The 22,449-nt window shown below is 67.5% G+C and carries 28 protein-coding genes; 5 read left to right on the top strand and 23 right to left on the bottom strand.

Annotated features, from left to right (window positions below; genetic code table 11):
• Positions 1-547 precede the first annotated feature (547 nt).
• The 6 genes from ACZY0X_RS29485 to ACZY0X_RS29460 form a co-directional block, all read right to left on the bottom strand.
• On the bottom strand, positions 548-1,084 hold the full coding sequence (locus tag ACZY0X_RS29485) for a flagellar hook-length control protein (protein ID WP_463775447.1): 537 nt from the start codon (positions 1,082-1,084) through the stop codon (positions 548-550).
• A 35-nt stretch (positions 1,085-1,119) separates the two neighbouring features.
• Positions 1,120-1,608 carry a hypothetical protein gene (locus ACZY0X_RS29480; protein WP_463775446.1) on the bottom strand — a complete coding sequence of 163 codons (489 nt, stop codon included), beginning with the start codon at positions 1,606-1,608 and terminating at the stop codon, positions 1,120-1,122.
• 637 nt (positions 1,609-2,245) lie between these two features.
• Positions 2,246-4,525, bottom strand: coding sequence for an AAA family ATPase (locus ACZY0X_RS29475; protein ID WP_463775444.1), 2,280 nt, complete (start codon positions 4,523-4,525; stop codon positions 2,246-2,248).
• A gap of 110 nt (positions 4,526-4,635) precedes the next feature.
• Positions 4,636-4,869: a helix-turn-helix transcriptional regulator gene (locus tag ACZY0X_RS29470; protein WP_463775443.1), complete on the bottom strand. Its 234-nt coding sequence runs from the start codon at positions 4,867-4,869 to the stop codon at positions 4,636-4,638.
• Positions 4,870-5,104: 235 nt separating this feature from the next.
• Positions 5,105-5,314, bottom strand: coding sequence for a hypothetical protein (locus ACZY0X_RS29465; RefSeq protein WP_463775441.1), 210 nt, complete (start codon positions 5,312-5,314; stop codon positions 5,105-5,107).
• 140 nt (positions 5,315-5,454) lie between these two features.
• Positions 5,455-5,691 carry a helix-turn-helix domain-containing protein gene (locus ACZY0X_RS29460; RefSeq protein WP_463775440.1) on the bottom strand — a complete coding sequence of 79 codons (237 nt, stop codon included), beginning with the start codon at positions 5,689-5,691 and terminating at the stop codon, positions 5,455-5,457.
• A 59-nt stretch (positions 5,692-5,750) separates the two neighbouring features.
• Between ACZY0X_RS29460 and ACZY0X_RS29455 the strand changes: the two genes are divergently transcribed.
• The gene (locus tag ACZY0X_RS29455) at positions 5,751-6,335 is read left to right on the top strand and encodes a hypothetical protein (protein WP_463775439.1); all 585 of its coding nucleotides are present in this window, start codon (positions 5,751-5,753) and stop codon (positions 6,333-6,335) included.
• The gene (locus ACZY0X_RS29450) at positions 6,332-7,732 is read left to right on the top strand and encodes a site-specific integrase (RefSeq protein ID WP_463775438.1); all 1,401 of its coding nucleotides are present in this window, start codon (positions 6,332-6,334) and stop codon (positions 7,730-7,732) included. Before ACZY0X_RS29455 ends, ACZY0X_RS29450 begins: the two co-directional genes overlap by 4 nt.
• A 4-nt stretch (positions 7,733-7,736) precedes the next feature.
• On the opposite strand, the gene ACZY0X_RS29445 is transcribed toward ACZY0X_RS29450, so the two are convergent.
• The 9 genes from ACZY0X_RS29445 to ACZY0X_RS29405 all read right to left on the bottom strand — a co-directional run bounded on the left by ACZY0X_RS29445 (position 7,737) and on the right by ACZY0X_RS29405 (position 14,337).
• Complete coding sequence (locus tag ACZY0X_RS29445) at positions 7,737-8,435, bottom strand: hypothetical protein (RefSeq protein WP_463775436.1); 699 nt, start codon at positions 8,433-8,435, stop codon at positions 7,737-7,739.
• Between the two features lie 358 nt (positions 8,436-8,793).
• Positions 8,794-10,302, bottom strand: coding sequence for a terminase large subunit domain-containing protein (locus ACZY0X_RS29440; protein WP_463775434.1), 1,509 nt, complete (start codon positions 10,300-10,302; stop codon positions 8,794-8,796).
• Positions 10,299-10,562, bottom strand: coding sequence for a hypothetical protein (locus tag ACZY0X_RS29435; protein ID WP_463775433.1), 264 nt, complete (start codon positions 10,560-10,562; stop codon positions 10,299-10,301). Before ACZY0X_RS29435 ends, ACZY0X_RS29440 begins: the two co-directional genes overlap by 4 nt.
• 91 nt (positions 10,563-10,653) lie before the next feature.
• Positions 10,654-11,232 (bottom strand): hypothetical protein, encoded by a 579-nt coding sequence (locus ACZY0X_RS29430; RefSeq protein ID WP_463775432.1) that lies wholly within the window; start codon positions 11,230-11,232, stop codon positions 10,654-10,656.
• Positions 11,233-11,295: 63 nt separating this feature from the next.
• On the bottom strand, positions 11,296-11,535 hold the full coding sequence (locus ACZY0X_RS29425; protein ID WP_463775431.1) for a hypothetical protein: 240 nt from the start codon (positions 11,533-11,535) through the stop codon (positions 11,296-11,298).
• A gap of 35 nt (positions 11,536-11,570) precedes the next feature.
• Positions 11,571-12,308, bottom strand: a complete 738-nt coding sequence (locus ACZY0X_RS29420) for a hypothetical protein (protein WP_463775430.1) — start codon at positions 12,306-12,308, stop codon at positions 11,571-11,573.
• A complete protein-coding gene (locus ACZY0X_RS29415; RefSeq protein WP_463775428.1) occupies positions 12,305-12,541 on the bottom strand; it encodes a hypothetical protein in 237 nt (78 codons plus the stop codon). The genes ACZY0X_RS29420 and ACZY0X_RS29415 overlap by 4 nt, the downstream gene beginning before the upstream one ends.
• Before the next feature lie 153 nt (positions 12,542-12,694).
• A complete protein-coding gene (locus tag ACZY0X_RS29410) occupies positions 12,695-13,126 on the bottom strand; it encodes a nuclear transport factor 2 family protein (RefSeq protein WP_463775427.1) in 432 nt (143 codons plus the stop codon).
• A complete protein-coding gene (locus ACZY0X_RS29405) occupies positions 13,123-14,337 on the bottom strand; it encodes a cytochrome P450 (protein ID WP_463775468.1) in 1,215 nt (404 codons plus the stop codon). The genes ACZY0X_RS29410 and ACZY0X_RS29405 overlap by 4 nt, the downstream gene beginning before the upstream one ends.
• 193 nt (positions 14,338-14,530) lie before the next feature.
• Between ACZY0X_RS29405 and ACZY0X_RS29400 the strand changes: the two genes are divergently transcribed.
• Positions 14,531-15,109, top strand: coding sequence for a TetR/AcrR family transcriptional regulator (locus ACZY0X_RS29400; protein WP_463775426.1), 579 nt, complete (start codon positions 14,531-14,533; stop codon positions 15,107-15,109).
• A gap of 9 nt (positions 15,110-15,118) precedes the next feature.
• Here ACZY0X_RS29400 and ACZY0X_RS29395 read toward each other — a convergent pair whose 3' ends face one another.
• The 8 genes from ACZY0X_RS29395 to ACZY0X_RS29360 all read right to left on the bottom strand — a co-directional run bounded on the left by ACZY0X_RS29395 (position 15,119) and on the right by ACZY0X_RS29360 (position 20,388).
• Positions 15,119-15,808 carry a recombinase family protein gene (locus ACZY0X_RS29395; RefSeq protein ID WP_463775425.1) on the bottom strand — a complete coding sequence of 230 codons (690 nt, stop codon included), beginning with the start codon at positions 15,806-15,808 and terminating at the stop codon, positions 15,119-15,121.
• Positions 15,809-15,841: 33 nt separating this feature from the next.
• Entirely contained in the window at positions 15,842-16,000 is a 159-nt protein-coding gene (locus tag ACZY0X_RS29390) for a hypothetical protein (protein ID WP_318990736.1), read from the bottom strand.
• Entirely contained in the window at positions 15,997-16,179 is a 183-nt protein-coding gene (locus ACZY0X_RS29385; RefSeq protein ID WP_463775424.1) for a hypothetical protein, read from the bottom strand. The genes ACZY0X_RS29390 and ACZY0X_RS29385 overlap by 4 nt, the downstream gene beginning before the upstream one ends.
• 29 nt (positions 16,180-16,208) lie before the next feature.
• Positions 16,209-16,745: a flagellar hook-length control protein gene (locus ACZY0X_RS29380; RefSeq protein ID WP_463775423.1), complete on the bottom strand. Its 537-nt coding sequence runs from the start codon at positions 16,743-16,745 to the stop codon at positions 16,209-16,211.
• Positions 16,742-17,233, bottom strand: coding sequence for a hypothetical protein (locus ACZY0X_RS29375; protein ID WP_463775421.1), 492 nt, complete (start codon positions 17,231-17,233; stop codon positions 16,742-16,744). The genes ACZY0X_RS29380 and ACZY0X_RS29375 overlap by 4 nt, the downstream gene beginning before the upstream one ends.
• Before the next feature lie 544 nt (positions 17,234-17,777).
• The gene (locus ACZY0X_RS29370; protein WP_463775420.1) at positions 17,778-19,487 is read right to left on the bottom strand and encodes an AAA family ATPase; all 1,710 of its coding nucleotides are present in this window, start codon (positions 19,485-19,487) and stop codon (positions 17,778-17,780) included.
• A 124-nt stretch (positions 19,488-19,611) separates the two neighbouring features.
• Entirely contained in the window at positions 19,612-19,833 is a 222-nt protein-coding gene (locus tag ACZY0X_RS29365) for a helix-turn-helix transcriptional regulator (RefSeq protein ID WP_463775419.1), read from the bottom strand.
• Positions 19,834-20,133: 300 nt separating this feature from the next.
• Positions 20,134-20,388, bottom strand: coding sequence for a helix-turn-helix domain-containing protein (locus tag ACZY0X_RS29360; RefSeq protein ID WP_463775417.1), 255 nt, complete (start codon positions 20,386-20,388; stop codon positions 20,134-20,136).
• Positions 20,389-20,457: 69 nt separating this feature from the next.
• On the opposite strand from ACZY0X_RS29360, the gene ACZY0X_RS29355 reads away from it, so the two are divergent.
• Together ACZY0X_RS29355 and ACZY0X_RS29350 are read left to right on the top strand one after the other, a co-directional pair.
• Positions 20,458-21,036, top strand: coding sequence for a hypothetical protein (locus ACZY0X_RS29355; RefSeq protein WP_463775416.1), 579 nt, complete (start codon positions 20,458-20,460; stop codon positions 21,034-21,036).
• A complete protein-coding gene (locus ACZY0X_RS29350) occupies positions 21,033-22,418 on the top strand; it encodes a site-specific integrase (protein WP_463775415.1) in 1,386 nt (461 codons plus the stop codon). Before ACZY0X_RS29355 ends, ACZY0X_RS29350 begins: the two co-directional genes overlap by 4 nt.
• Positions 22,419-22,449 lie beyond the last annotated feature (31 nt).

Here is a 22,449-nt window from a genome sequence, read left to right as displayed (position 1 = left end):
CCAATTCCGTAGAGCGTTGCCAAGCGTGGCGAAACGTGGGCCAACACCGTCTCAACGTCGTCGGCAGAGAGTGGTCGTTCAAATCCCGTGCACTTGCGGCACCCACAGCCATAACCGTCGCTCCCGGGGGGTTCGGGGTTGGCGGTAAGGAACTCGCGGAGTCGCTTAATGCCACCGCGCGCAAGGAATCCCTCCGGGTCGGAGTAGGTGCATCCATCAATCGCGCATGCCGCAACGTCGTTGGGGTCAGCCTGGCACTCGTTCGTCATGGGTCAATCTCCAATCCTTGACCGCAAGCCAATCAGGTGCCACTGACATCTCCGTCGGAAGTCGTCTGATTCGGCTAGCCATCTGGGCCGCCGTTCGATATCCGATCAAGCGGTGACAGGTTGTGCGATACACGCCGAAAGTGACTCTGGCCAGCGCAGATCGTGGCCACCGCTCCCCCGCTCTTGGCCGCGAGACAGGGCCAAGTTGCCAAGGGGTTGCCAGCAGGCGGTCCAGATGGCCCGAATTGCAGCACCATTCGGCGCGCCTACCGCTGTGCCTACAACGGGCGCAGACCGTTGACGGTCGGCACGCCGCGACCGACGGCCAGCACCGTGCCGCCGAACTTCGGGCCGCGGTGGATCGGCGCGGATGCGCACTTGCACCCCGCGCTGGTTTCCGGTTGGGGCTCCGGCTCGGCCGCCGGGGCGACCAGCACTTCCACCAGACCAACGGCGGCATCGGCTGGCGTGGCGACGTATTCGGCGCTGTGCGGCTCCGTGGCGATCGAATCGGCCACGGTCAGCACATCCGCACCCTCGGCAGCTCCTGCGCCGCCCTGGCCGTCCGCAGCCGGCAAAACGGTGTCGCCGTCGGGGTTCTCACGACGGCGTTGCACCGCCAGCCACTCGGCAAGTTCGTCGGGGGCGATACCGCCAGCGGCGAGCACACCGCGCGCGATCTGTACCTGTAGATCGAAGAGCGGATCGTCCGGCCCGACAACGGTGCCGCACACCTCCTGGCACGCCGCCACCAGCTCGGCGTCCAGGGCGGCGGGGTCCAGGCGGCCCTGCGCCACGTCGTCGGCGATGTTCATCGCCGCCTCGATGGCGTCGCGCTTTGTGGGTGTGGTTATGCGGTCAGCTCCTTGTGTTGGTTGCTTGGTAGTTCAACGACTTCGGCGTCCACCACGGCCAGGAGGCGTTCGCGCGCGTCGGCAATGATCGCGGCTGGCGTCTGCGTGACGTTCACGTTGACCTCCTGGCGGTCGGGCGCGTACATGCCCGCCAGCTTGGCCAGCTCGGACTCATTGCGCAGAATCTCGCGGTTGAGATCCACCATGGTGTCGTCGTCCTTGGCCGTGAACGCCGCCACGAAGCGCTGGTTCATTGCACGCGTGCGCAGCTCGATACCTGCCTTGTGCGCCTCGACGGTCGTCTCGGTCGCGCTGTCGCGACGGTTGCGTGTCACATGCCGGTTGACGGCGGTCTGCGCCGCACCGACAGAGCGGTAGCCCAGCTGCTCGCATATCTCGCCCCATGAGTGCCGCTGGGAGCGAAGATCGAACGCCGCCTTGGCGCGCTCGCGGCTGGCGTAGTGCGACATCGTGCGGCGGGCCATACCGCTGTTGTACCGCAGAACTGCGGTAGGTGGCGAGGTGCCGCGCCGCCCTTGCAGGTAACGCGGGAGCGGCTGTGCCAGACAGTAATACGTGCACAAGGCGGCATTGTCTGTTGTGCGCGTGGGGGTTCCACAGCCTCCACCGCCTCCCACCGCCACCGACCGGGCGTGCAGGGGACCACCGCTCCACCGCCTCGCCTCGCATCGGTGGTCGTTGGTCGGTGTTCGGTGTTCGTTCGTTCAACCGTCGCCCTCCGTCCGCCCCGTTAGAAACGGGGGCTGGTGGACGGTTTGGGTATGGGTACTGGACAACTGCTGGACAGCACTGGACTCGCAGGTCAGAGCGCTGGACAACTGCTGGACTCGCTGGACGGTGACCAAGGCTGTCCAGCGCCAGTCCAGTGCACCGAAGACGCGCTGGCCTGCGGGTTTGCGAGATTGTCCAGCGCAGTCCAGTGAATCGGCTGGACAGCACTGGACAACTCCATACGCGCAGGTCAAGCCATATTTCGGCGCTGAACAGGGCTGTGGTGCACCGCCCGCGTGCAGGCATCGGCCGAAGGCAGTCCTGCCCGTCCAGCGGTGCCTTGTGGACTGCACTGGACGGGCAGGACTGGCAGGCGGCGCGCGGTGCGGGTCAGTCGTCGGCGGCGGCGTTGGCCTTGACTGCTCGGTCGGCCTTGGCCTTGGATTGCGCGGCCTTGGCTCGGGCGGCGGTCTCCACCTTGTCGAGCCAGCCGTCCTCGACCCAGCGCGGGTACAGCGACGACCACGCGGCCTCGCTGAACTCCTGGCCTTCGCCCTGCATGTGGGACTCGACCAGCTTCTTGCGCTGCGTCATCGTCTGCGTGCGGCCGGGGATGATGTCGCCGCTACCGATCAGCTGCTCCATCGCGGTGGCCACGTTCTCGGCGGCGGCCTCGTAGCGCGGCGTCCCCACGTCCTCGGCGCTGTGTCGGTGCGCGTCGGCGAACTCCTCGGCGACCATCTCCCGCTCCACCAGCAGGCTCCAGCCCTCGTCGGTGACGCGGTAGTGCTTGGTCGGCTTCTCGCTGACCAGGCGCGCGTATGTAGGTGCGCCAAGGGTCTTCTCGCCGCACAGCACGCCGAGCGAGGTGTACACCAGCCCGCGCGATCCCACGTCGAACCCGCTCGGGTTCTCCTCGGTCGCGGCGAGCGCGAACACGGCCTTGCCGTCCATGCCCTTGTACGGAGCTTTCAGCGCGAGCACCAGCAGCGTGTTCAGCTCCTTGGTCGACAGCTCGGCGGTCTTGGCGGCGGCGTCGCTGAACGGGTCGATGTGCGTCAACGCCAGCGTCCCGCGCTCATCGTGGCGAGCGCTCGGCATCACCGCCTCGGGGACGGTGACCGCGGCATAGGTCAACGGGTGCTTGCACTTCGACGTGCCGTCCTTGCTCTTGTCGCACACCAGCACCGGGCCGAGCTTGTCATCCTCCTTGAGGTACATCGAGGTGTAGGCCGCGCCGAACCACGCGCCGGATCCTCGGCCGCCGTCACCGACCTTGCCGTCCTTGGGCGTGTGGTGCACCACCAGCGTGGCCGCACCGTCGGCGTTCAATGCCTTGACTGCGGCGATGGCCACGCCCTGCTCGCCCGAGGAGTTCTCGTCGGTTCCGAGCGTGACCATCGCGCGGGTGTCGAACACCGCCAACTCGATCCCGTTCTGTTGCACGAACTTGCGCACCTGGCGCATGTGCTCGGGGTCGGCCAGCTGCACCGGCTGTGGGAACACGGCGAACCAGCCGTCCAGGGCAGTGGGATCGACGCCGTGGTGCACGCACCAGCCGAGCACGCGCAGGTATGCGCTCTCGGGTGCCTCGGCGGCGACGTAGAGCACCTTCGCGCGACCGCCCGGCACGCCGAGCGTCTTGTGCGTGGTGCCGGAGGCCAGCGCCAGCCCCCACCCCAACGCCACGAACGTCTTACCGCCGCCGGGCTTGGCGATCAGTTCCGACAGCTGGCCGCGGTAGAGCCAGTGCGAGAGCAGGCGGCGCGGTGGCTCCTTGTGCTGCATCTGCGACGGCGACACCAGCCCGCCGACGAAGTCGATCACCTCGGCGCTGCCGAACTTCTCGTAGTGCTTGCGGGCGCGTACCAGGCGCTCGGCGGCCTCGATTTCGTCGTCGTCGGTGGCGACACGCTCGTCGGTGACCAGCGCACCGACCACCGCCGGGTCCACACCGAGGCGGCACAGTTCGGCCGCCGTGATCAGGTCGGTGCGGCCGGGCAGATAGTTCGGCTTGGGGGCGCTCCAGGCGCGGCGGTTCTCCTTGAGCACCGACGCCCGTGCTTTGCGTGCCACCTGCGGCCCGATGTCGGGGATGGCCTCGATGGTCTCCAGCGTGAACCGCTGCCCTGGCAGCGCACCGGTGCCACTCAGCTGGCGGGCGGCGGCGTTCTCAGCGTCGCGCTCGCTGTTGCGCTGGGCGGTGAATCGCGCCCTGGCCGCCTCGAAGTCGGCCATCAGGTCGTGCGGGTCATCCTCCAGGGCCTCTACCGACCACCGGGCGACCTCTTCACGGGTCGGCTCCTGGCCCGCGTAGTGGGCGACGGCGATGGGCAGCGCCGGGATGTCGCACAGAGGTGTGGTGAGGTCGTAGGACACCATGCGGACCTTGCGCAGCGCGGCGGTGTAGGTGTTGAACACGGCGAGCGCGTCACCGTTGAGTGCGTCACCGGCGGCTGTATCCAGATCGAAGCCGGTCAGGTGCGCGTGGTGGCTCCCGCTGAGTGCGGTGGGTAGATCCGGCTCCACCGCCTCGACCGGCTGTGTGCCCGCCTCGGTCACGTAGGTCGCGCTCGGCGCGCTGAACGGGTCACCTACGCCGTTGTGCCCGTTCACCGTCGACGATCCGGCGCGTGTGCCGTCGACACTGATATCCTCGGTGGTAGCCATTTCTCAGGTAGTCCTTTCGTTTTGGGCGGGGCTGCCGGACCGCGTGGTTGTGGTTGTGGGAGTGGTGTCGATGGTTGCCCGGCGGGGTGGTGCTCGCCGGGCGCATCGCGTTAAGGCGGTGGAATCACGCGCGGCCCTTCCGATCCCGGCGTCACGGTGTGGGCCGCGATGTAGGCCGTCACGTCGTCGGCGCGGTAGCGCACACGACGACCGAACTTGACGTAGGGCATGCCCAGTCCGCGGCTGCGCTCGGTCTTGAGCGATGCCACGGGTAGGCCGGTCATTTCGGAGACCTGCGCCTCGGTGAGCAGCACCGGCACAACGGTGGTGGTGGTGATGGTCATGGGTGGGTCTCCAGGGTCGGTGTGATCGGTTGTGGTGTGGTGTCCACATTTGCAGACGGGGGTGCAAACTCATCGGTCATCGCCGCCGGGCGCGTCCGTAATGCCGCCGTGTAAACGTATTGTGCAGCTTGGCAATTCGTGGCCCAGCGACAAAGGGACCGGACCCGGCGCGACTACCCTGGGGCTGCGGGCGGGCCAGGGTGCGCGCCAGGTCCGATCCCGGTCTCGGTGACGGCTACGCGGTGGCCAGTACCGCGCGCTTCTTGACTCGCACACGCACCGCCTTCATCACCTTGTTCGGTAGCGCGAGCTTGTCGAAGCCATCGGCGTCCACGGCGCGCACCAAACGTCCGATGTCGTCGGGGATCAGGGCGTATCCGTCGTCATCCCAGGCCACGACCGGAAACAACTCGCGGTCTCCGTCGTCGGTCACGATGTGGGCCACGGTGCCAGGTTGTGCAGCAATCATTGGAGTTTGGTCCTCTCGGTTGGCGTTTGGTGTCGTTGGTGCGCGTTGGGCGGTGGGCGTGTGACGGAAGGCGTTGCGTTAGGTGGCCGATGAGTCACCTCACCGGGCCGGGTCGTTCAGTCTTCGCCGGAGAGCGTGCGCAGCAACCACAGCGCAGAGACCCGCACGCGGCGCACACCGAGCCGCATCACCGGAAGGTCGCCGCTCTTGATGCGCTGGTATGCGTAGGCGCGGCTGATGCCGAGCAGCTCGGCTGCGCGCTCCACACTGACCGTTGGTGGCCCGCTGCGCAGTTCGTCCAGTACAGGCATCAGAGACGGTGTGGGCGCGGGTGTGCTGGCGTCGGTAGTCATAGACACAACCTTGGCCGATTTAAGTAATAGGTGTCTAGACATTCTGTTATCGTTTTCGCATGAGTAGTGATAGCCGCCACCAGCAGCTGATCAAAGGCGATGTCGCGCCGGGCGGTACCCGGCGCGTCAGCGGCACGCCTGGCACCGACGACGGCCTGATCGAGGTGACCCTGGTCGGCCACCCCCATCGCTACCAAGTACGGGTTGAAATGGGCACGGGTGCACCACGTTTGACCGAACTGCACCTACTCCCCCTCGACCCCGACGCGGCGGCAGACATCGACCCCGCCACCATTCGGCTGGTGCCAGTGCGCCGTCTGGCCAAGGCTGCTGCCCGGTTCATCGCACGCGCCGACGGTGCGTTCATCGGCGTCCAGGAGCTGCGCGACCCCACGCTGGAACTGCGCCCCGACGTACCGGCCAACGGTGGGACACGCCGCAAGCTCGATGACGTTCACTACCGGCGAGTGGCCGACCTGCTCACCGCAGCACGCGAGGCCGGGGAATCGCCGCGCGAGTACGTGGCCGACCGCCTCGGCACGTCCCTGCCGAGCGTCGACCGTTGGATTGCCGAGGCCAAACGACGCGGCCACCTTCGCCGCGACTGGAGCATGTCCACCACCGACGAGGAGAACGGCCGATGAGCACCGAGCAGCCAGCCAAGCGCACCCGGCGCGCCGAGCCGATCACTCAGCACACCGCCAAGAACGGCACGGTGAGCTACTGGTTCCAGGTCGATGTGGGCACCAAGCCCGACGGGTCGCGCGACCGCCGCAAGTTCACGTTCCGCACCAAAGCCGAGGCGCGGCGCGAATTTCGGCGCATTACCAGCGAGGTCGCCGCGGGTACCTACAACAAGCCCACCGCCATCACCGTGGAGGAGGCGTGCGACGCCTGGCTGGCCGGTCGGCGCGGTATCCGGCAGGTGACGCTCTACGGCTACGAGATGGACCTCAAGCCCGTCCGACGCTACCTCGGCGGCAAGAAGCTCCAGGCGCTGACGAAGGCCGACGGTGACGCCCTGGTGCGGTGGATGCTGACCGAGGCGCGCACCTCGCCACGCCACTACCGGGCCGACTCGCTCGCGGGCCGGGCGGTCGCACTGGTGGCCCAGCACCCCGACGGCATCACCGCCGCCGAACTCGTCGCCGCGCTGCCAGGTGGTGACGTGCACACGTGCCTCGCGGGCCTGGTCCGCACCTGGCGAGTCACCCGCGTTCGGCGTGGTGTGTACGCACCAGCCGCCAAGGTCATCACCGCCGCCGCCGAGAAGCGCGGCCTGAGTGCGCAGACCGTCCGGTCCACGCTGACGACGTTCTGCGCGGTCGTGCAGAGCTATATGGACCAGGGCGTGCTGCCGCGCAACGTGATTGCACTGGTGGAGCGCCCGAAGGATGCCGACGCCGCCCCGGTCACCCAAGCCGCTCCCGGCACCGAGCCCACCGCGAAGTCGTGGACGCTCGCCGAGGTCGGCCAGTTCCGCGAAGCGGTGCGCGATCACCGGCTGTTCGCGTGCTGGTTGCTGAGCTGCTACGGGCTGCGCCGCTCGGAAGTGCTGGGCCTGCGATGGCGGGCTGTCAATCTCGACACCGGCGTGCTGTCGGTCGAGCGCAGCCGCGTCGCCGTGGGCGGTGAGTCGATGGAGGGCGGACCGAAGTCGCGCCGCAGCCACCGCGATCTGCCGCTACCGGCGGACGTGACCGAGGCACTGCGGGCGCTGCGCCAGCGCCAGCGGACCGAGGCCCTGGCGCTCGGCGTCGGATGGACCGAGGACCGTCTGGTGGCGGTGCGCGAGGACGGCGAACCGCTGCGGCCCGAGTCCTACACCGACGAGTTCCAGAGGCTGCGCTCGCGCGCCGGGCTGCGCCGGATCAAGCTGCACGGCCTGCGCAACACCAGCGTGAGCCTGATGTGTGAGCAGGGGCATTCTCCGCACGTCGTCGCCGTGTGGCACGGTCACGACCCGGCGGTGGCGCTGTCGATCTATCTCGATGTGAAAGCCGACGAGCTGCGCGCGGTGGGCGCGTCGCTGTTCGGGTGAACACCTAGAGACGAACAGGTTCCCCCGAGCCATTGCCCACAGTCGGCGTTTCCCAACGCACACCGTCTGCGGTTGTAAATCGCACCTTCACCACGACGTTCGACCGGTCGATCGGCATATAGCTCGGCATTAGATACCCGGCAGTTACTGCCGTCGGCTCAGTCAGGGGGCGATCATCAGTTTCGTGTTTAAAGGTCACGACGAAATCCACCGCTGTTGTGTTTGTTCGCTGGTACTCGCGGCTTGGCATTAGTACGGGTCGACGCCTGGCGGTCGCCGGAAATGCGACACCAGAGAACTGGCCGAAGCCCACCTCCCAGCGCGCGGCCGGGTGCTCATTCCACGCCGCACTGACCAACTCAATATCGAGAACCGGCAGAGGGCCGAAATTGCGCATCTCGACCACAACAGAGGCTGGTGGTCGCTCTTGGGGTTCCACCGTGAGCAACACCAGCCGAGCGTGGGTCTGTTCCTCGTCACGCCGCTCGGTCATCCGTACTCTGCGGTCGCGGCCTGCGATTACCAGAGCGGCGATTACCGCCGCGACGGTGAACAGTGCGGCGAGCGCTTCGGACAGATTGCCTAGCTCGATACGTGGCGGTGGCCAGCCGCGCCAGGCACCGAAAGCCCGGTAACCGCAATAGAGCGCCACTCCGAAGGCTGTTACGCCCACACCCGCAATGGCTGACAGGGGCACGCGCATGTCACTTCTATATCAGTGAGGTCAGACGCTCCGCTGGGACGCCGCGCGACCCACTGGCAACTTCTTGGCAACTTGGCCCCGATCACCAGGCCGCCTGGCCGGTGCCGTCACCGCCGAATATCACTGTGACCTGGGACTTTAATGGTGGGCGCGACAGGTATCGAACCTGCGACCGCTGGTGTGTAAACCTATATCGGTATGTCTAGGGCATATCGCGCCGATAGCCGTAGTCTTCGAAATCGCAAGCGCGACAGCGGATTATCGTCTTTCTCGTATCGTCTCGTATCAGCCCGTATCGCCGCGTCTAGACCTATTTTCGGCCTAGCGGGGGGTTGATTCGCCCGTGTGTTCGAGGCCGCTACCCAGGAATGCGGCGGCTCATCCACGCCGGAATCGAGGTGATCGTGGCCTCGCGGGCGCGGCGGGCGGTGTCCAGCGGCGACGCGAAGCCCATCTGCCGACCGATCGAGTGCACCAGCACATCGTGGGCCACGACGACGGCGGCGAGGCTGTCGGGCTGGTGCTGTCCGGCCTGCCAGCTGACCGCCGCCTGTTCGAGCGCGGGCAGGTGCCCGGCGATGCGAGTCGTGCCGGTCTCCAACCCCTGCAGCAGCGCAGCCGAGCGGGCGAGTGCGTCGCCACCACCACGCCCGCTGCCCTTGGGAGGCCAGGTGGTGACGCTGATGGGGCGGCGGAGCTTGGCCCGCCGCAGCGCGTCGTTGACCACCCGGCGGTAGGTCTCGCGAGCGGAGAAGCCTTCTACGGCGATCTCCGAGGCACCAACGTCGACCGCCAGATCGACAGCCGCCCTGGCCCATTGATCACTCGTCATCGGAGCGGAGACGTCGGCGATCACCGCCACCACACCCTCAGCGGTGAGGCTCGCCGCCACTATGCCGCAGGCGTCACCGGAGCCGGAGTCAGCCGGGTCGACACCGATGACGGTCTTGACCGGGCCGGTCGGGGCTGCGGGCAGCCGCCACTGTTCCAGCCACTCCCGTTTGACGAGGCCACCTTCCGGTGCCGAGGGCACCCCCTCGTACAGGGCATACCAGGCGCGCTCACCGGAGGTGCGACGAGCGGCGGCGAAGTGGTCAGCGGTGAAGCCCAGCGCCGAGGTCATCGCTACACCCGGTTCGCGGCTCAGCACGTCGGGCACGCCGGTCTCGGCGACGGCGGGCACATTGGTGTGGGTCCAGACGTCGGGTTCGGCGTCGAGCAGTTCGCCCGCAAGGTCGCGTTCGTGCCACCGCGTCATTCCGAGTAGCGCGGACCCGCCGGGGTGCAGGCGAGTGGACAGGCTGGACCGATATTCACTCAGCACGCGCTTGCGATGCGCGGCGGAGTCGGCCTCGGCGGCATCCTTCACCGGGTCATCAATGATGAGCAAATCGGCTCCGAAGCCGGTAGCGCCGCTCTGGATTCCCCCGGCTAGCAGGCCTCCGCGTCGACCTTCCACGGCCCACCGGCCCACGCTGGACTTGTCAGCAGCGATCGAATACCCGAGGTAGTCGGAGTGCTCGTTGACGATGCGCCGGATTTCGCGGGAGTGGGCCTGCGCCAGTTCATCTGAATAGCTGACGACCATGATCGACATGTCGGGGTTGCGCATCAGCGCGTACACGGGCGTCCAGATAGCCAGCAGGCGGCTCTTGCCACTCCTGGGCGGCATGGTCACCACGTCGCGCTGATCAGGCTCCTCGATGGCGCTGACGGCGATGTCAGATAGCAACCGGGTCACGGGCACGATGCGGAACTTCGGGTCCAACATCATCGCGAGATCGGCAGGGCTACTGGGGCGTTGGCGGCTCCGTCCGGCCCTCAGCACACGGCCTGCGGTCAACGTGGTGATCGCCTCGACGCTCATGCGGCACTCCTCTGCTTGGGGTCGAGACCGGCGTGCGCTGCGCTCCACAGATCAGTGCGCGTCCACTGGTGACCGCAGCCGTCGCAGCGGTACCGGCAGATCAGGCGTCGACCACCCGGCCAGGTGATCGAGGTCGGCTCCGTCAACGAGGCCAGCCGAACCCGGCTGTCGCCCTGGTCCCCAGCCGGGTTGCAGTGCGGGCAGTAGTCGGGCAGGTAGTCGATGCTCCGGCGGGCAGAGTGCCTGTCGATGGTGATCACGGGTTTCTCCTCGGTGTCGGTGTCGTTGGTGACGTCGGTGAAGCAATCCGGTCGCCGCTGCCGAGGCTCAGCAGCGACCGGGTGAGTTGGATTAGGCCGATCCAGCGATCGGGGGAACCGTGCGCAATCCGGCACGCAGACTGGCAATCTGGCTGCTGCCCGTTCCACCGCCGTCAGTGACGCCCAGCGCCTTCAACACGTCGTCGTTGGTCGCCTCGCCGCTGATGAACAGCTGTTGCGCGACCCGCACGACGGCGGGCCAGGCGCGATCCAGCAGGGGCGGCACCGCATTGCGCGCCTCCGCCGTAGGGTTGCCGTACATGTCCTGCACGCCCGCAGCGCACAGCCGCCGATCGTCGCTGCTGTTGGCGATGCGCAGATGCCGCAGCTGCATCGCTGTCGGGCGCGGCCCGTACTCCCACCGGGCCTCCGCAAACATGCCCGCATACGTCACACGGGGGTCGAGGTGCTCGGACAGCTGCGCGAAGGTGGTGAACCCCTGCAGGCCGGACACCTTGCCGTTGGTGACGACGGCGGAACGGATTTCGCCGCCGAGCATCGCGCAGGCCACGGCGTGTCCCGCTTCATGGACGCAGGCGGCGAGGTGCTGCCGCTCACCGTCGGTCAGGTCAGCACGGGTGAGGGGTTGCCGGGCCTTGGTCTGGGTCATCGGGTGTCCTTTAGGGTCGGGTGATTGGTCTCCGGCGGGACGTCGGGGCGATCGGCACATAGCTCAGATCACCGCCCCGACGCCCACCTTCGAGACGCGAGGAGAGTCGTTGTGGTTGAACCGCTTCGAGAGCAGTCGTTCGCGGGACTTGCGGTCGCGGGCGTCGGCCCGTGCTGCAGCCGCGTCGAGGTGGTGGCCGATGCACGCCGAGCAGGTGTAACCCCAGACGTCGCCCTTGTACTGCCAGCACGGGCCGTTGCAGGACCGGCAACGCGGACCGCGATACGTGGTCGGATCAGTCATCGGAAGTCGTGTTCCTCTCTGCCGATTTGCGGGTCTCAGACCTTGATGCCCAACGCGGCGAGTTCGGCGCGAGGGTCGGGGTTGACGGTCGGTGCGGCGGTCTGCTTCTCGGCGGCGACGGTGAGCGCACGTTCGAGCGATAGCGCGGCCCGGTCGACGGTCTCCCGCAACAGGTGGTCCAGCCGGTCGGAGCGCGAAGGCTGGCCGCGCAGTGGAGGCGCGCCGGGCGGGAAGGCGCTCGCCAGCAGTCCGCTGAGCGCACCGCTTATCGGCTCGACCATCTCGACCAGCGCCGCCGCCCACGAACCGTCGGCGATCATCGCGTCGGTGATCTCGGGCAGAGCCGGGCGCGGAACCAAGTCGACCAGCGTCGTGGTCGCATAGCGGCGCTTGCCGGGGTCGTCAGCCAGGTGCACCGTCTTGGTGCGAGCGTCGCGTTCCGCCAACCAGCCCGTGACGGTACCGACCAGTTCGTGAGCCGCATCGGCGTAGGCGAGCACCTGCCGCCGCAGCTGCAACGGACCGGGCCGGGCGGCGATGCGAGCGGCGAAAGGTCCGGCTACCTCGGCGATCTCGCGGCTCAGCGACCAGTCGCCGTCGTTGACGACCAGCATGTGGGCGCGGCGGCGACGTCGAATATCGGCCTGCTTCATGGCGAGTCGTCCTCTCGACGGGCGGTTCAGATTGGGAGTGGTGGGCGGCGTCATCCGATCGGGCCGGACCGGCGTCGGTGCCTTTGGAGTCGACAGCGGCTTGCCGCGCATCGCGATCATGCGGGCACCGCCGTGCGGAGGCGGGCGGCAAGGGCGTCGGCGTGCGCGGCGCTGAGCGCATCGGCCTCGGCGTCGATCACCCGGCGGCACCGCCAATAGCTCAGCGCCGCACGGCAAGCGGTGACGGCGGGATCATCGTTGCCGCGACCGCGAGCGAGGTACGCGGCCAGTCGACCCGACCACTGCGCGGGGGTCAGCGCGGCCGGTTCGGTAAGAACGATCGTGCTCTGCATATGACCGACGATAGAGGCCAACGGTGCAGCGACGGTGCAGGCTGAGACGGCTGGCGAGTCGCGAATTATGTTGCAGGATAGCAAGATAACCCGTCACTGTCGGGTAAGTACTGACCAATCAAGGCGCGTAGTTGAACTGATCAGGTCATCTGGTCACATGTTGGCGTGCTGAACGTCGGTGATGAGTTGAACCAGCGTCAGTGACGCAATCCTCCATGCACCCGCTTGGCGCACCCAGCGTTCGTAGTAGTGCCCGTAGCCGGTGACCGACGTGCCGTTGTCGAACACGGCCCGGTCTTGCACTGCCCAAATCACCCGCGCCTCTTCTCCGTTGAGGTCGACCTCGGGTGTGTGGACTTGGTGAGCGGTCCTTGCGCCCGCGACCAGGGATCGCAGCATCGTCAGCGTTTCGTCGCGTCCGAGGGTCATGTGAGGCTCGGATTCACTGTTACTCATGCCAAATTCGATGCCTTCGGTCATCAGCGCGGCTAACGCGGCCCAATCCTGGGTGTCGAGAGCGCGGCAGTACTTGGCCTTCGCTTGGGACAGTTCGCAATACGCGATGATCTCTGCCTGATCGGTCATGAGACCACCAATTCCAGGCGTTCGAGTCGGCGGACCAGGATGCTAGGCAGCCATTGCCCTACGTCGGCGGCGCGAATCCACTCGGTCTGCTCAAGCAGCATCCGCAATACGATCTGAGCCTCCAGGCGTGCCAGTGCGGCCCCGACGCAGAAGTGTGCACCCTTACCGAAGGTGACGTGCCCTTTTGCGCCGCTGCGGTCGAGCCGAAACTCGTTGGGTCTGTCGAACTGCTGGGGATCGCGGTTTGCGGCCCCCCACATCAACAGCAGGCGGGAATCGGCGGGCACATCGACCCCGGCCAGCGTGGTGTCTCTGACTACGTGGCGGTAGTGACCGCGAAACGGCGACTCGAAACGCAGCGTCTCCTCGATGAACGCACCCAGCAGTTCGGGCTCGGCGCGAACCTGTTCTTGAATGTCGCTACGGCTCACCAGAATCCACGCGGCACTACCCAGCAAGGAGGCAGTGGATTCGCCTGCTGCGCTGAACAATGTGAGCATGATCGCCATCGCTGGAAGTTGCTCCAACTCACCGGATGCGTAGCGGGCAGCAAGGTCGCCAATGAGTCCCGGCTGAGGGCTTTCACCGGCCTTCGTGAAGTGCTCCATGACGTACCCGGCCAATTCGATTGCCGCCGCGCTTGCGGCGTCGAGTTGCTCCGGGCTGACAATCCCATCGAGCAGGGTGGTGGTGGCGTAGCCCAGTTGGATCAGCTTGTCGACATCTTCGTCTGGTAACCCCAGCAAGCGGGCGACCACCATCATCGGGAGCCGATTGGCCATGGCGCTCATCCATTCGATCTGCCCGTCGGCCAACCCCTCGGACCAAAGCCGCCGAGCAGTGTCTTGAGCAAACTCTTCGATGACACGTACTCGCCTGGCGGACAGGTGGGGCAACAGCAGCTTGCGATGCGCGTCGTGCACCGGGTCGTCCGCTGTGGCCAGCGCGTTCTGAGGCCCACCAAGGGGCCCCATGTCGAACGGGGTAACGGTCCCATCGTCGTGATACACCATCGTCGCGGTCAGGTTCGACGAGAAGTCCTCGACGCGGTTGACGACCTCCATCACGGCGTCCCAGCCACACACGGCGTAGAAGACGGAGTCACCGATGCGGTGCACCGGTGCTTGGTGGCGCATCCGGTCATAGAGCGGGTAGGGGTCCTGTAGGGCGTCGGTTCCGAAGAAGTCTTTCGCGTCCGCCAAGAGGGTCATGCGCTCAGGGTTGAACGCGGTGTAGACCTGCGTCAACGGTGCACGGCGAACGTGAAAACCCATCTCAGTAAATACTGCGAGGCGCTTTCTCAGTCCGGTGAGCCGACCAGCGCCTTCGCTGAGAAATCGGCCACCATCCTTCTCACGGTGATAAAACGACTTCGTGCGTTCGCGGCGAAGGGACAACTGACCAATGGCGACTGACGACTGGCTGATTGGGCGCGACCGCCACAGCGAGGCTGCCGAACGGATCTACGCCGCCGCCGCCGACCTGATGTCGCGTCAGGGCTACGACGCATTCAGCATCGACACCTTGGCCGCCACCGTTCACTGTTCACCAGCGACCATCTACCGCCACACCGGAGGTAAGGCAGCAATCCGCGACGCCGTTCTAGGCCGGCAAGCCGAACGCATCCTCGACTCGGTTCGCGAAGCCATCGCTGGGCTGACCGGATCAGAGCGCATCGTCACCGCCACCACAGTCGCGTTGCAACGCCTGCGAGCCGATCCGCTCGCACAGATCATGCGCTCGATGGCCACAGTCCCCGCCGACGAATGGCTCAGCGACTCACCCATGGTCAACCGCTTCGCCAACGAGATGGTAGGGCTAAGCACGCCCGATCCCCTTGCCGCACAATGGTTGATCCGAGCATTCCTAGCCCTGTGGTACTGGCCCCTCCAAGACGCCGATGCCGAGCATCAGATGGTGCGTCGATTCCTCGGACCGCCGTACGCAGCCGACGGGAACTTGGTAGCTCAGCCACCCGCATAGCTAGTCGGGTTATACCGCCGCTCGCTTATGGATGCGGGCAACGGTGTTCGGGAACCACTTCGAGCCGCCCTGGCCGGTCGGTGTGCCGTCGGTGTTGAGCCCGTCGGCGATAGCAGCCCACGTCGCGCCTGCAGCGCGCTCCGAGGCGATGCGGGCCACGACCGACGGCGGCACGGTCGTCGGGCGACCGAGGCGTACGCCCTGCGCCTTGCGGACCGCCAACGCGGCCTTGGTCCGGTCGCTGATCAGACCTCGCTCCAACTCCGCCACGCTGCCCATGATCTGAGTCGTGAACCGTCCTGCTGCCGTGCTGGTGTCGACCGTCCCATCGACCGCGACGACCACGCCGCCCGCACGCTCGGTCCGGTCGAGGACGTCGAGCAAGGTCGGCAGACTCCGTGCGAGCCGGTCGGACTTGGCGACCATCAGCACCGCTGCCGCGCCGGATTCCACGGCGCGCAGCGCGGCGGTCAGCTTGTGCCTGGCGTCGACTGCCTTACCTCCGCTGACGCCTTCATCGGCGTGCCAGGCCACCACGGTCCACCCGCGACGCTCGCACTCGCCGGAGATGGCGGCGCGCTGTGCGTCGAGGCCTGCACCGCTGGCGGCTTGCTCCTCGGTGGAGACGCGAATGTAGGCGGCGACGGTGCCAGCGGGCGCGGTCTGAGTGCGGCGGCGACGGGTGCGGGGCGCGGTCATACCCCGATCCTATAACGCAATCGACCGTTTGGGTTAAACGGCTGGCGCGTCTCCGGCCAGCGCGTCGAGCGCCGCCACCGCGCCCTCAAGCCGGGTGCGCTCGGTCGCGGTGGCCTCCAACTCGCCCCGCTCGATCGCGCCGAGGATCAGCCGCAATTGCCCTGCCGTGGCGGCGATGTCGGCGCGCTTCACGAACCGGCGCGGCTCGGACGCCACCCCGGCTCACCCGTCGTCGCCAGCGAGCCGATGAACGCATCGTTCGGACGCTGCACGCGCCAGTCGTCGCCGAGGTCGGTCGTCGGCGCAGCCGTCGAGCCACGGTTCGACCGAGTGGCCCGCCAGTCCGATCCCAGTCCACTGTTGTTTGCCATGTGTTGATCCTCCTCTATCGGGGTGAAACTCAGAGCCGTCGAGTTGCGCCGGGGTTGAAGCCGCGCAACGGGTCGTATGAGCCGCCGTCGGCCCGGCGCTGCGGTGCAGGCTCAGCGTGAGCCTGCTGGGCAGCGGAGGCGAGTGCGGCCAGCGCCCCGGCCACCGACACGCCCTGCAGCGCAGCGGGTTCGGGTTCATCGTCCGGCCCGCCGTCATCGTCGGTCGATTCTGACTGGCTCTCGTCAACGCTCGCCAACGGAACCGCCGGCAAGGGGTCATCGTGTGGGGCGGGCGGTTCCACGGCTTCTCCGGCCTTGTGGCGCATCACCGCCGCCCACTCGGACAGTTCATCGGCGCTCAGTGCCCCGAGCGACACCGCCTGCCGGGCGACGTCGGCGTGCAGGCTCCACAACGGATCACCCTCGCCCACAACGGAGCCGAACAACTCGCGGCACTCCGCCACGGCCTGCGCTTCGAGGTCGGCGGGTGACAGCTTGCCGTCGGCGACGTCGCGAGCGACCGATGCCGCCGCCTTGATCGCGTCCTCGGGGGTCATGGTGGTCATCGGGTGATCTCCTCGACTTCGGCGTCGATGATGTTGCCGCCCAGAGCGGTCTGCGGAGGGCGCTGCGAAACCAGCGCCAACAGGTCGGTTTCCAGCCGGTCGATGATCGCTGCCGGGTTGGCGCTCACGTTGACGTCGACCTCGGCGCGCTGGGGCGGATACGCGCCGCTCAACTTGGCGCGCTCGGCGACAGTGGATCGCAGCTCCTTGGCGTACCGCAGCGCAATGTCGTCGTCGCCGCTCTGCAGGGCGGTCAGGTAACGGGTGAATCCGCTGCGCTGCAGCAGCCGCAGCGCGTTGTCGTGCTTGCGCCGCGCCGCCTCGACCGACTCGGGCGGAGTGCGGTCGCCCAAGCGCCGCACGGCCTGTTGTGCAGCCTGCCGCGAGCGGTAGCCCAGCTGGGTGGCGATCTCCTGCCACGTCGCGCCCGTCGCCGCCATGCGCTCGGCTGCCTCGGCGCGGGCGCGGGCGTCCAGTCGATTGGTCACGTCAACAGAATGTCAACAAAACACTCATCCCTCTAGTACCCGACAACGGAGGGGAAAAGGGTTGTGCCGCTGCTTTTCTCGCCGATCCCCGCCCGGCGATGCGAGAGGGTCACCGCCGCCGCTGCTCGCCTCGACGCCGCCTGCTGCCGGGTCGGAGTCGGTCTCGGTAACGGACTGCAGGGGGCGGGGTCTCGTCGTCGGTATCCCTTCCTCTAAGTCCCCCCTATAAGGGGGGGAACGACACTTAGAGGGGGTAGGCCTCGATTTGGACCCCCGCTTAGAGGGCTTATAAACATGCAGGTCAGAGCGTTTAGACCCCATTTAGAGGGCTTTAGACCCCCGGTTGCCTAACTAACCTGGGGTCTAAGTGGCTTCATTTAGACCCCTCACCCACTCTGACCTGCGCTTTTGCGCCCCGGCGGTGGGCCGGAGCGGTCCATCTCGCTTCCGCTGACCCCGATCGGCCACTGCTTCAAACATAAACCGCTGTTCGGAGGGGGTCTAAAGCCCTCTAAATCGCACTTAGACCCCCCTCGGTTGAGGCCTACGCAGCGTCTCCGGCGGCATCCCTGGCCGCGTCGTCGGGTTCGGTCGCCTGCAGCGCGACACGCTCCGCATCGGTGAGTTCGACGTCGACCTTGGGCTGCCAGTACGTGTGCTGCAGGGAGTCGACACGGGCGACCACCAACTTGCCGCCCTGTGCGAGCAGCTTGATCGCCGTGGTGGCGGTGCCCGTGCTGCACACCCGCCGCTCCTTCTTGGTGCGCCCCTTGTGGTCGGTGTACTCGCGGACCACCTCGGCGGCGATCTCGGCGAGGCGCGTTTGGGTCAGACCGACGCTCGGGATGCAATTGGCCTGCGCGAGCTTGAGCATGGGCAGCGCGAATTGCGCACCGTGGCCGGTCCACTCCTCGATCGGGGCGGTGGTGAGGTCGACTTCGATGGCAGCCGGGTCGATGGCCTCCGGTGCCAGCACTAGGGTGCTGCGCCCTCCGGCGAGGTCGACCTTCGTGGCCGTGACGGCGACCGCGTGGCCGTCCGCACCGTTCTTGTTCTTGCGGTTCTCCAACCGGACGGCGAACTTGCCGGGGTCGAGCCGCAGCACCGCCCACTCGGTGTCCAGGGCATTGGTCCACGCGATCGTGCCGCGCCCGACCTCGGGGTTGCTCTTGGGCGTGTGGTGCAGCAGCAGCGCAGTGACCCCGGTGTCGTTGACCAGTTCGGTGACCTTCGCGATGGCGAGGCCCTGCTGCGTGGCGCTGTCCTCTTCGAGGCCGACCGTGCAGCGCGCCTGCGTGTCGAAGACGACCAAGGCGGTACCCCGCGCCTCGACCGTCGCCCGAATGTCGGCCATGTCGGCATCGGAGGCCAGTTGCGCCGCGCCGTTGAGGAACGTCACGTTCTCCACGGCCTGGCTGCGGGGCACCCCGCGCTCCTGGCACCATCCCTCCACGCGGTCGTTGATGCCCGCCAGACCCTCGCCGACGACGTAGACGACGTGCACTGGCTCGGCTCCCCCGACCGCGAACCGCCGCCCACCGAGGAATGGGGTGGCAGTCGCCAGCGACAGAGCAGCATCGAGGGCCAGGAAACTCTTGAGCGTGCCGGACATGCCGACCCAGCGTTCGAGCGTGCCGGTGCCCATCAGCGTCGGAATCAGGTCGACCGGCGCGGGCAGCGCGGCAAGCTGATCGAGCGTCATCCAACGGTCGCGCACGGGGTTGGTGTTGCGGCGCTGCGCGGCGAGGCTCTGCCCGGCTTCACGCGCCTGTATGCGGCAGTCCTCACGCACCGCCGCCGCCTCGAATCGCAAGGCGGCGACCTCGCCGTTGGTCATCTCGGTCAGGGCCTCGATCTGGGCATCGGACATGCCCACCTTCACGGCCTTCTCGCCGCTGAACATCAGCACGGGCGTGTCCTTGGTCGGATCACGCCGAGCGTTCCAGTTGTCGAAGTCGGCGGCGATCTTGCGCGCCCACGGTTCGGTGCGCCCGTCGAGACTGCTCAGTGCGTACCGGCGAGACCTGAACTTGTCGATGCGCTGCAGCTTGATCCGCTGCTTCGCCGCGTCCTCGGCGACCGTTGCGGAGCGGTCGGGGTACGGGCTGTGCTCGCCGGGCGGGCGCTCGTTGAGCTTGCGCGGGCGCTCACCGAAGTCGGCGGGCAGGTCGATGACGAACCCGTTGTCGCCGTTTCCGCTGGCCTGCTCTGCACCGCTGCCGGTAGACTCAGCAGCGTTCTCCTTGCGAGACATGGTGTTGCCTTTCTGAACTGGTGACTCGGAGAGGGTGCGGTGGCCTTCGTGGTTGTGGGCGTCGCGGGCACTGAATCGTTGGGGGTGATGCCGTCGGGACTGGTGCCCGGCGGCATCACTTATCTCACTCCTGTTGCGGCACTGGCGTTCCCGGCGTAATCGTGTGGGCGGCGAGGTACGCCTCCACGTCAGCGACGCGGTACCTGATCCGGTGCGCGATGCGCACGTACGGCAGCCCGACGCCACGGTGCCGGTCGGCCCGCAACGACCCCGGCTTGATCCCGATCTTGGCGGCGGTCTGCTTCTCGTCTAGGTACTCCGGCGCGGGGGCGGTGGCTGTGGTCACGTCCGTTGTCCTCTCTCGTTTGGCCCGAACCTGTTGTGCTAACTGACGTTACGGGTCTGGGATGCAGGCCTTGGGCGAGCCGCAGCGGAGTCCCCCGACATGGGAGGGGTTGTCGCCGTGTCGATTTCGTGCCTCACCGCTGCGATCGAGTGCACGCCGATGCAGCACGGCCCGCACGGGGTGAGCTGATCCCGAGCCTGTTCGGCGTCCTGCCGCGACGCCCAATAGGTCCACTCGGCGCTGAGCTTGTGCCCGTCGTCGCGATAGCAGACGAGGACGAACCTGCAGCCGGTTGACGCGCTAACGGTCGCCGCCGTCGCCGGTCGCCGCGTCGGACTCCCCTTCCAACAGCCGCAGCAGCTTCACGGTCGGCACCCGCATCCGCGTCCCGCTCAACCGGATCACCGGCAGGTGGCCCGACTTCGCCATCGTGTACGCGAATCCGCGTGACACGCCGAGGTATTCGGCGGCGGTGTCGATGCTGACCGTGGGTGGACCCTCGCGCAGGCGTTCCAGTGACGGGCAGGGGTTCTTGGTGTCGGTTAATTCAGGCATGTCTATAGAATCGCCTAGATAATGATAGCCGTCTAGACGGTTAGCTATCGTTAGGGTTATCGTCTTTTCGTGACTTCCGATAACCCTTCGTTTGCTCCGATCCTCGGCGACGTGATCGCCGACGGTATCCGCCGCTGCGACGGCACGCCCGGCAGCGATGACGGCCTGATCGAAATCCCCTTGTACGGGCACGATCTGCGCTATCAGGTGCGCATCGACCGCAGCACCGGCACGCCGCACCTCACCGAGTTGCGGATGGTCGCCCCTGACGACGGCGGCGACATTGACCCCGCCGCCGTGAAGCAGGTGCCGGTGCGTCGACTGGCCAAGGCGGCGGCGCAATTCATCTCCATGACCGAGCACGGCGTGACCAACGTCGGCGACCTGTTCGACCCGACCGGCTCCACCCGGCCCGACCTCGAACCGGGCAAGCGCCGACGCAACCTCGGTCCCGAGCACTACCGCCAAGTTGCCGCACTGCTGCAAGAGGCGCGTGAGATCGGCGTTCCACCCCGGCAGCACGTCGCCGACTACTTCGGGGTGGCGCTGCCGACGCTGGACCGCTGGATCGCCGAGGCGAAGAAGCGCGGGTTCCTCCCCCGCGATTGGAGCAACACCACCGACACCGAGAAGGCCGACCCGTCATGACCACCGACCCGCAGCCCCGGCGCGCCCGCCGGAGTGAACCAATCACCAAACACACCGCCGTCAACGGCAAGACCACCTACCGTTTCCGGCTCGACGTCGGCACCCGGCCCGACGGCAGCCGCGAGCGACAGTGGTTCACCTACGCCACCCTCGCGGAGGCACGCAAGGAGTACCGGCGGATCTGCACCGAGGTCGAGGCGGGCACCTTCGTCAAGCGCGACAAGACCACCGTCGGGGTGTTCCTGACGGAGTGGCTGGACGGTCGCCGCGACGTGCGACCCAACACACTCGCCGGGTACCGCTATGACCTCAAGCCCGTCATCGACCATCTCGGCTCGGTCCCGCTGCAGCAGCTGCGTACCGCCGACATCGACGCCCTGGTGACGTTGCGGATGGCGGGTGAGCCGGTGGCCCAGCGCGACAAGCGCGGGCGGCGCAGCGCCGAGGTGCTGGCGTGGCTGCGGGCGCGGCCCGAGGGTGCCAGCTTCGGCGAGTTGTACGCCGAGTTCGGCAACGCCGGAGAGAAGACCCTGAGCCGTCTGATGGCCTCCGGCGAGGTGGTCCGGCCCGCACGCGGGCGCTACGCCGCCGCCCGGCTCGCCGACCCCGAGCGCCCCAAGGTCGCCGGAGGCATCAGCGCCCGCACGATCGTCTCGATGCTGGTGGTGTTGTCCTCGGCGCTCGATGACGCGATGGCTCAGGGGTTGGTCGCCCGCAACGTCGCCCGGCTGGTCAAGCGGCCCAAGGTCACCAACGCCGAGATGGCCACCTGGACACCGGAGCAGGCCGCGACCTTTCGCGCACATATAAGTAGTGACCGGCTGGCCGCGTGCTGGCTGCTGACGCTGGCCGGGCTGCGCCGGTCGGAGGTGCTGGGGTTGCGGTGGGCTGACGTTGACCTCGACGCCGGGACCATCACCGTCGCTCAGGGGCGTGTCGTCGTCGGCGGCGGTACGGTGACCGGCGCACCGAAGTCGACGCGCTCGGCGCGGACGCTGCCGATGCCGCGTGACGTGCTCGCCGCACTGCGGGCGTTCAAGACGCGCCAAGCCGAGGAGCACCTGGCGCTCGGCGGCGGCTGGCCCGACACCGGCCTGGTGGCGGTCAACGCTGACGGCTCCCCCATCCGGCCCGAGACGTACTCGAAGGCCTTCGCCGCGCACTGCGCTGCAGCGGGGGTGCCGGTGATCCGGCTGCACGACGTTCGGCACACCGCCGCCACGATGCTGCTCGACGGCGGCACCACGCCATCGGCGACGGCCAAGTGGCTGGGCCACGACCCGGCGATCACGCTGCGGGTGTACGGCCACGTCTATGACGATGCGCTGGCGTCGGCGGGCGATGCGCTGCTGGGGCGCTCGCGTGCTACCGGCGACCGCTGAGTGACAGGCGCGGCTGCGCCGACTCGTCGGT

The sequence above is a fragment of the Mycobacterium sp. IDUB_39 genome (genome assembly GCF_055419205.1).
Note: the sequence above shows the minus strand (reverse complement) of the source record. Positions and strands in the feature narration are given on the sequence as shown.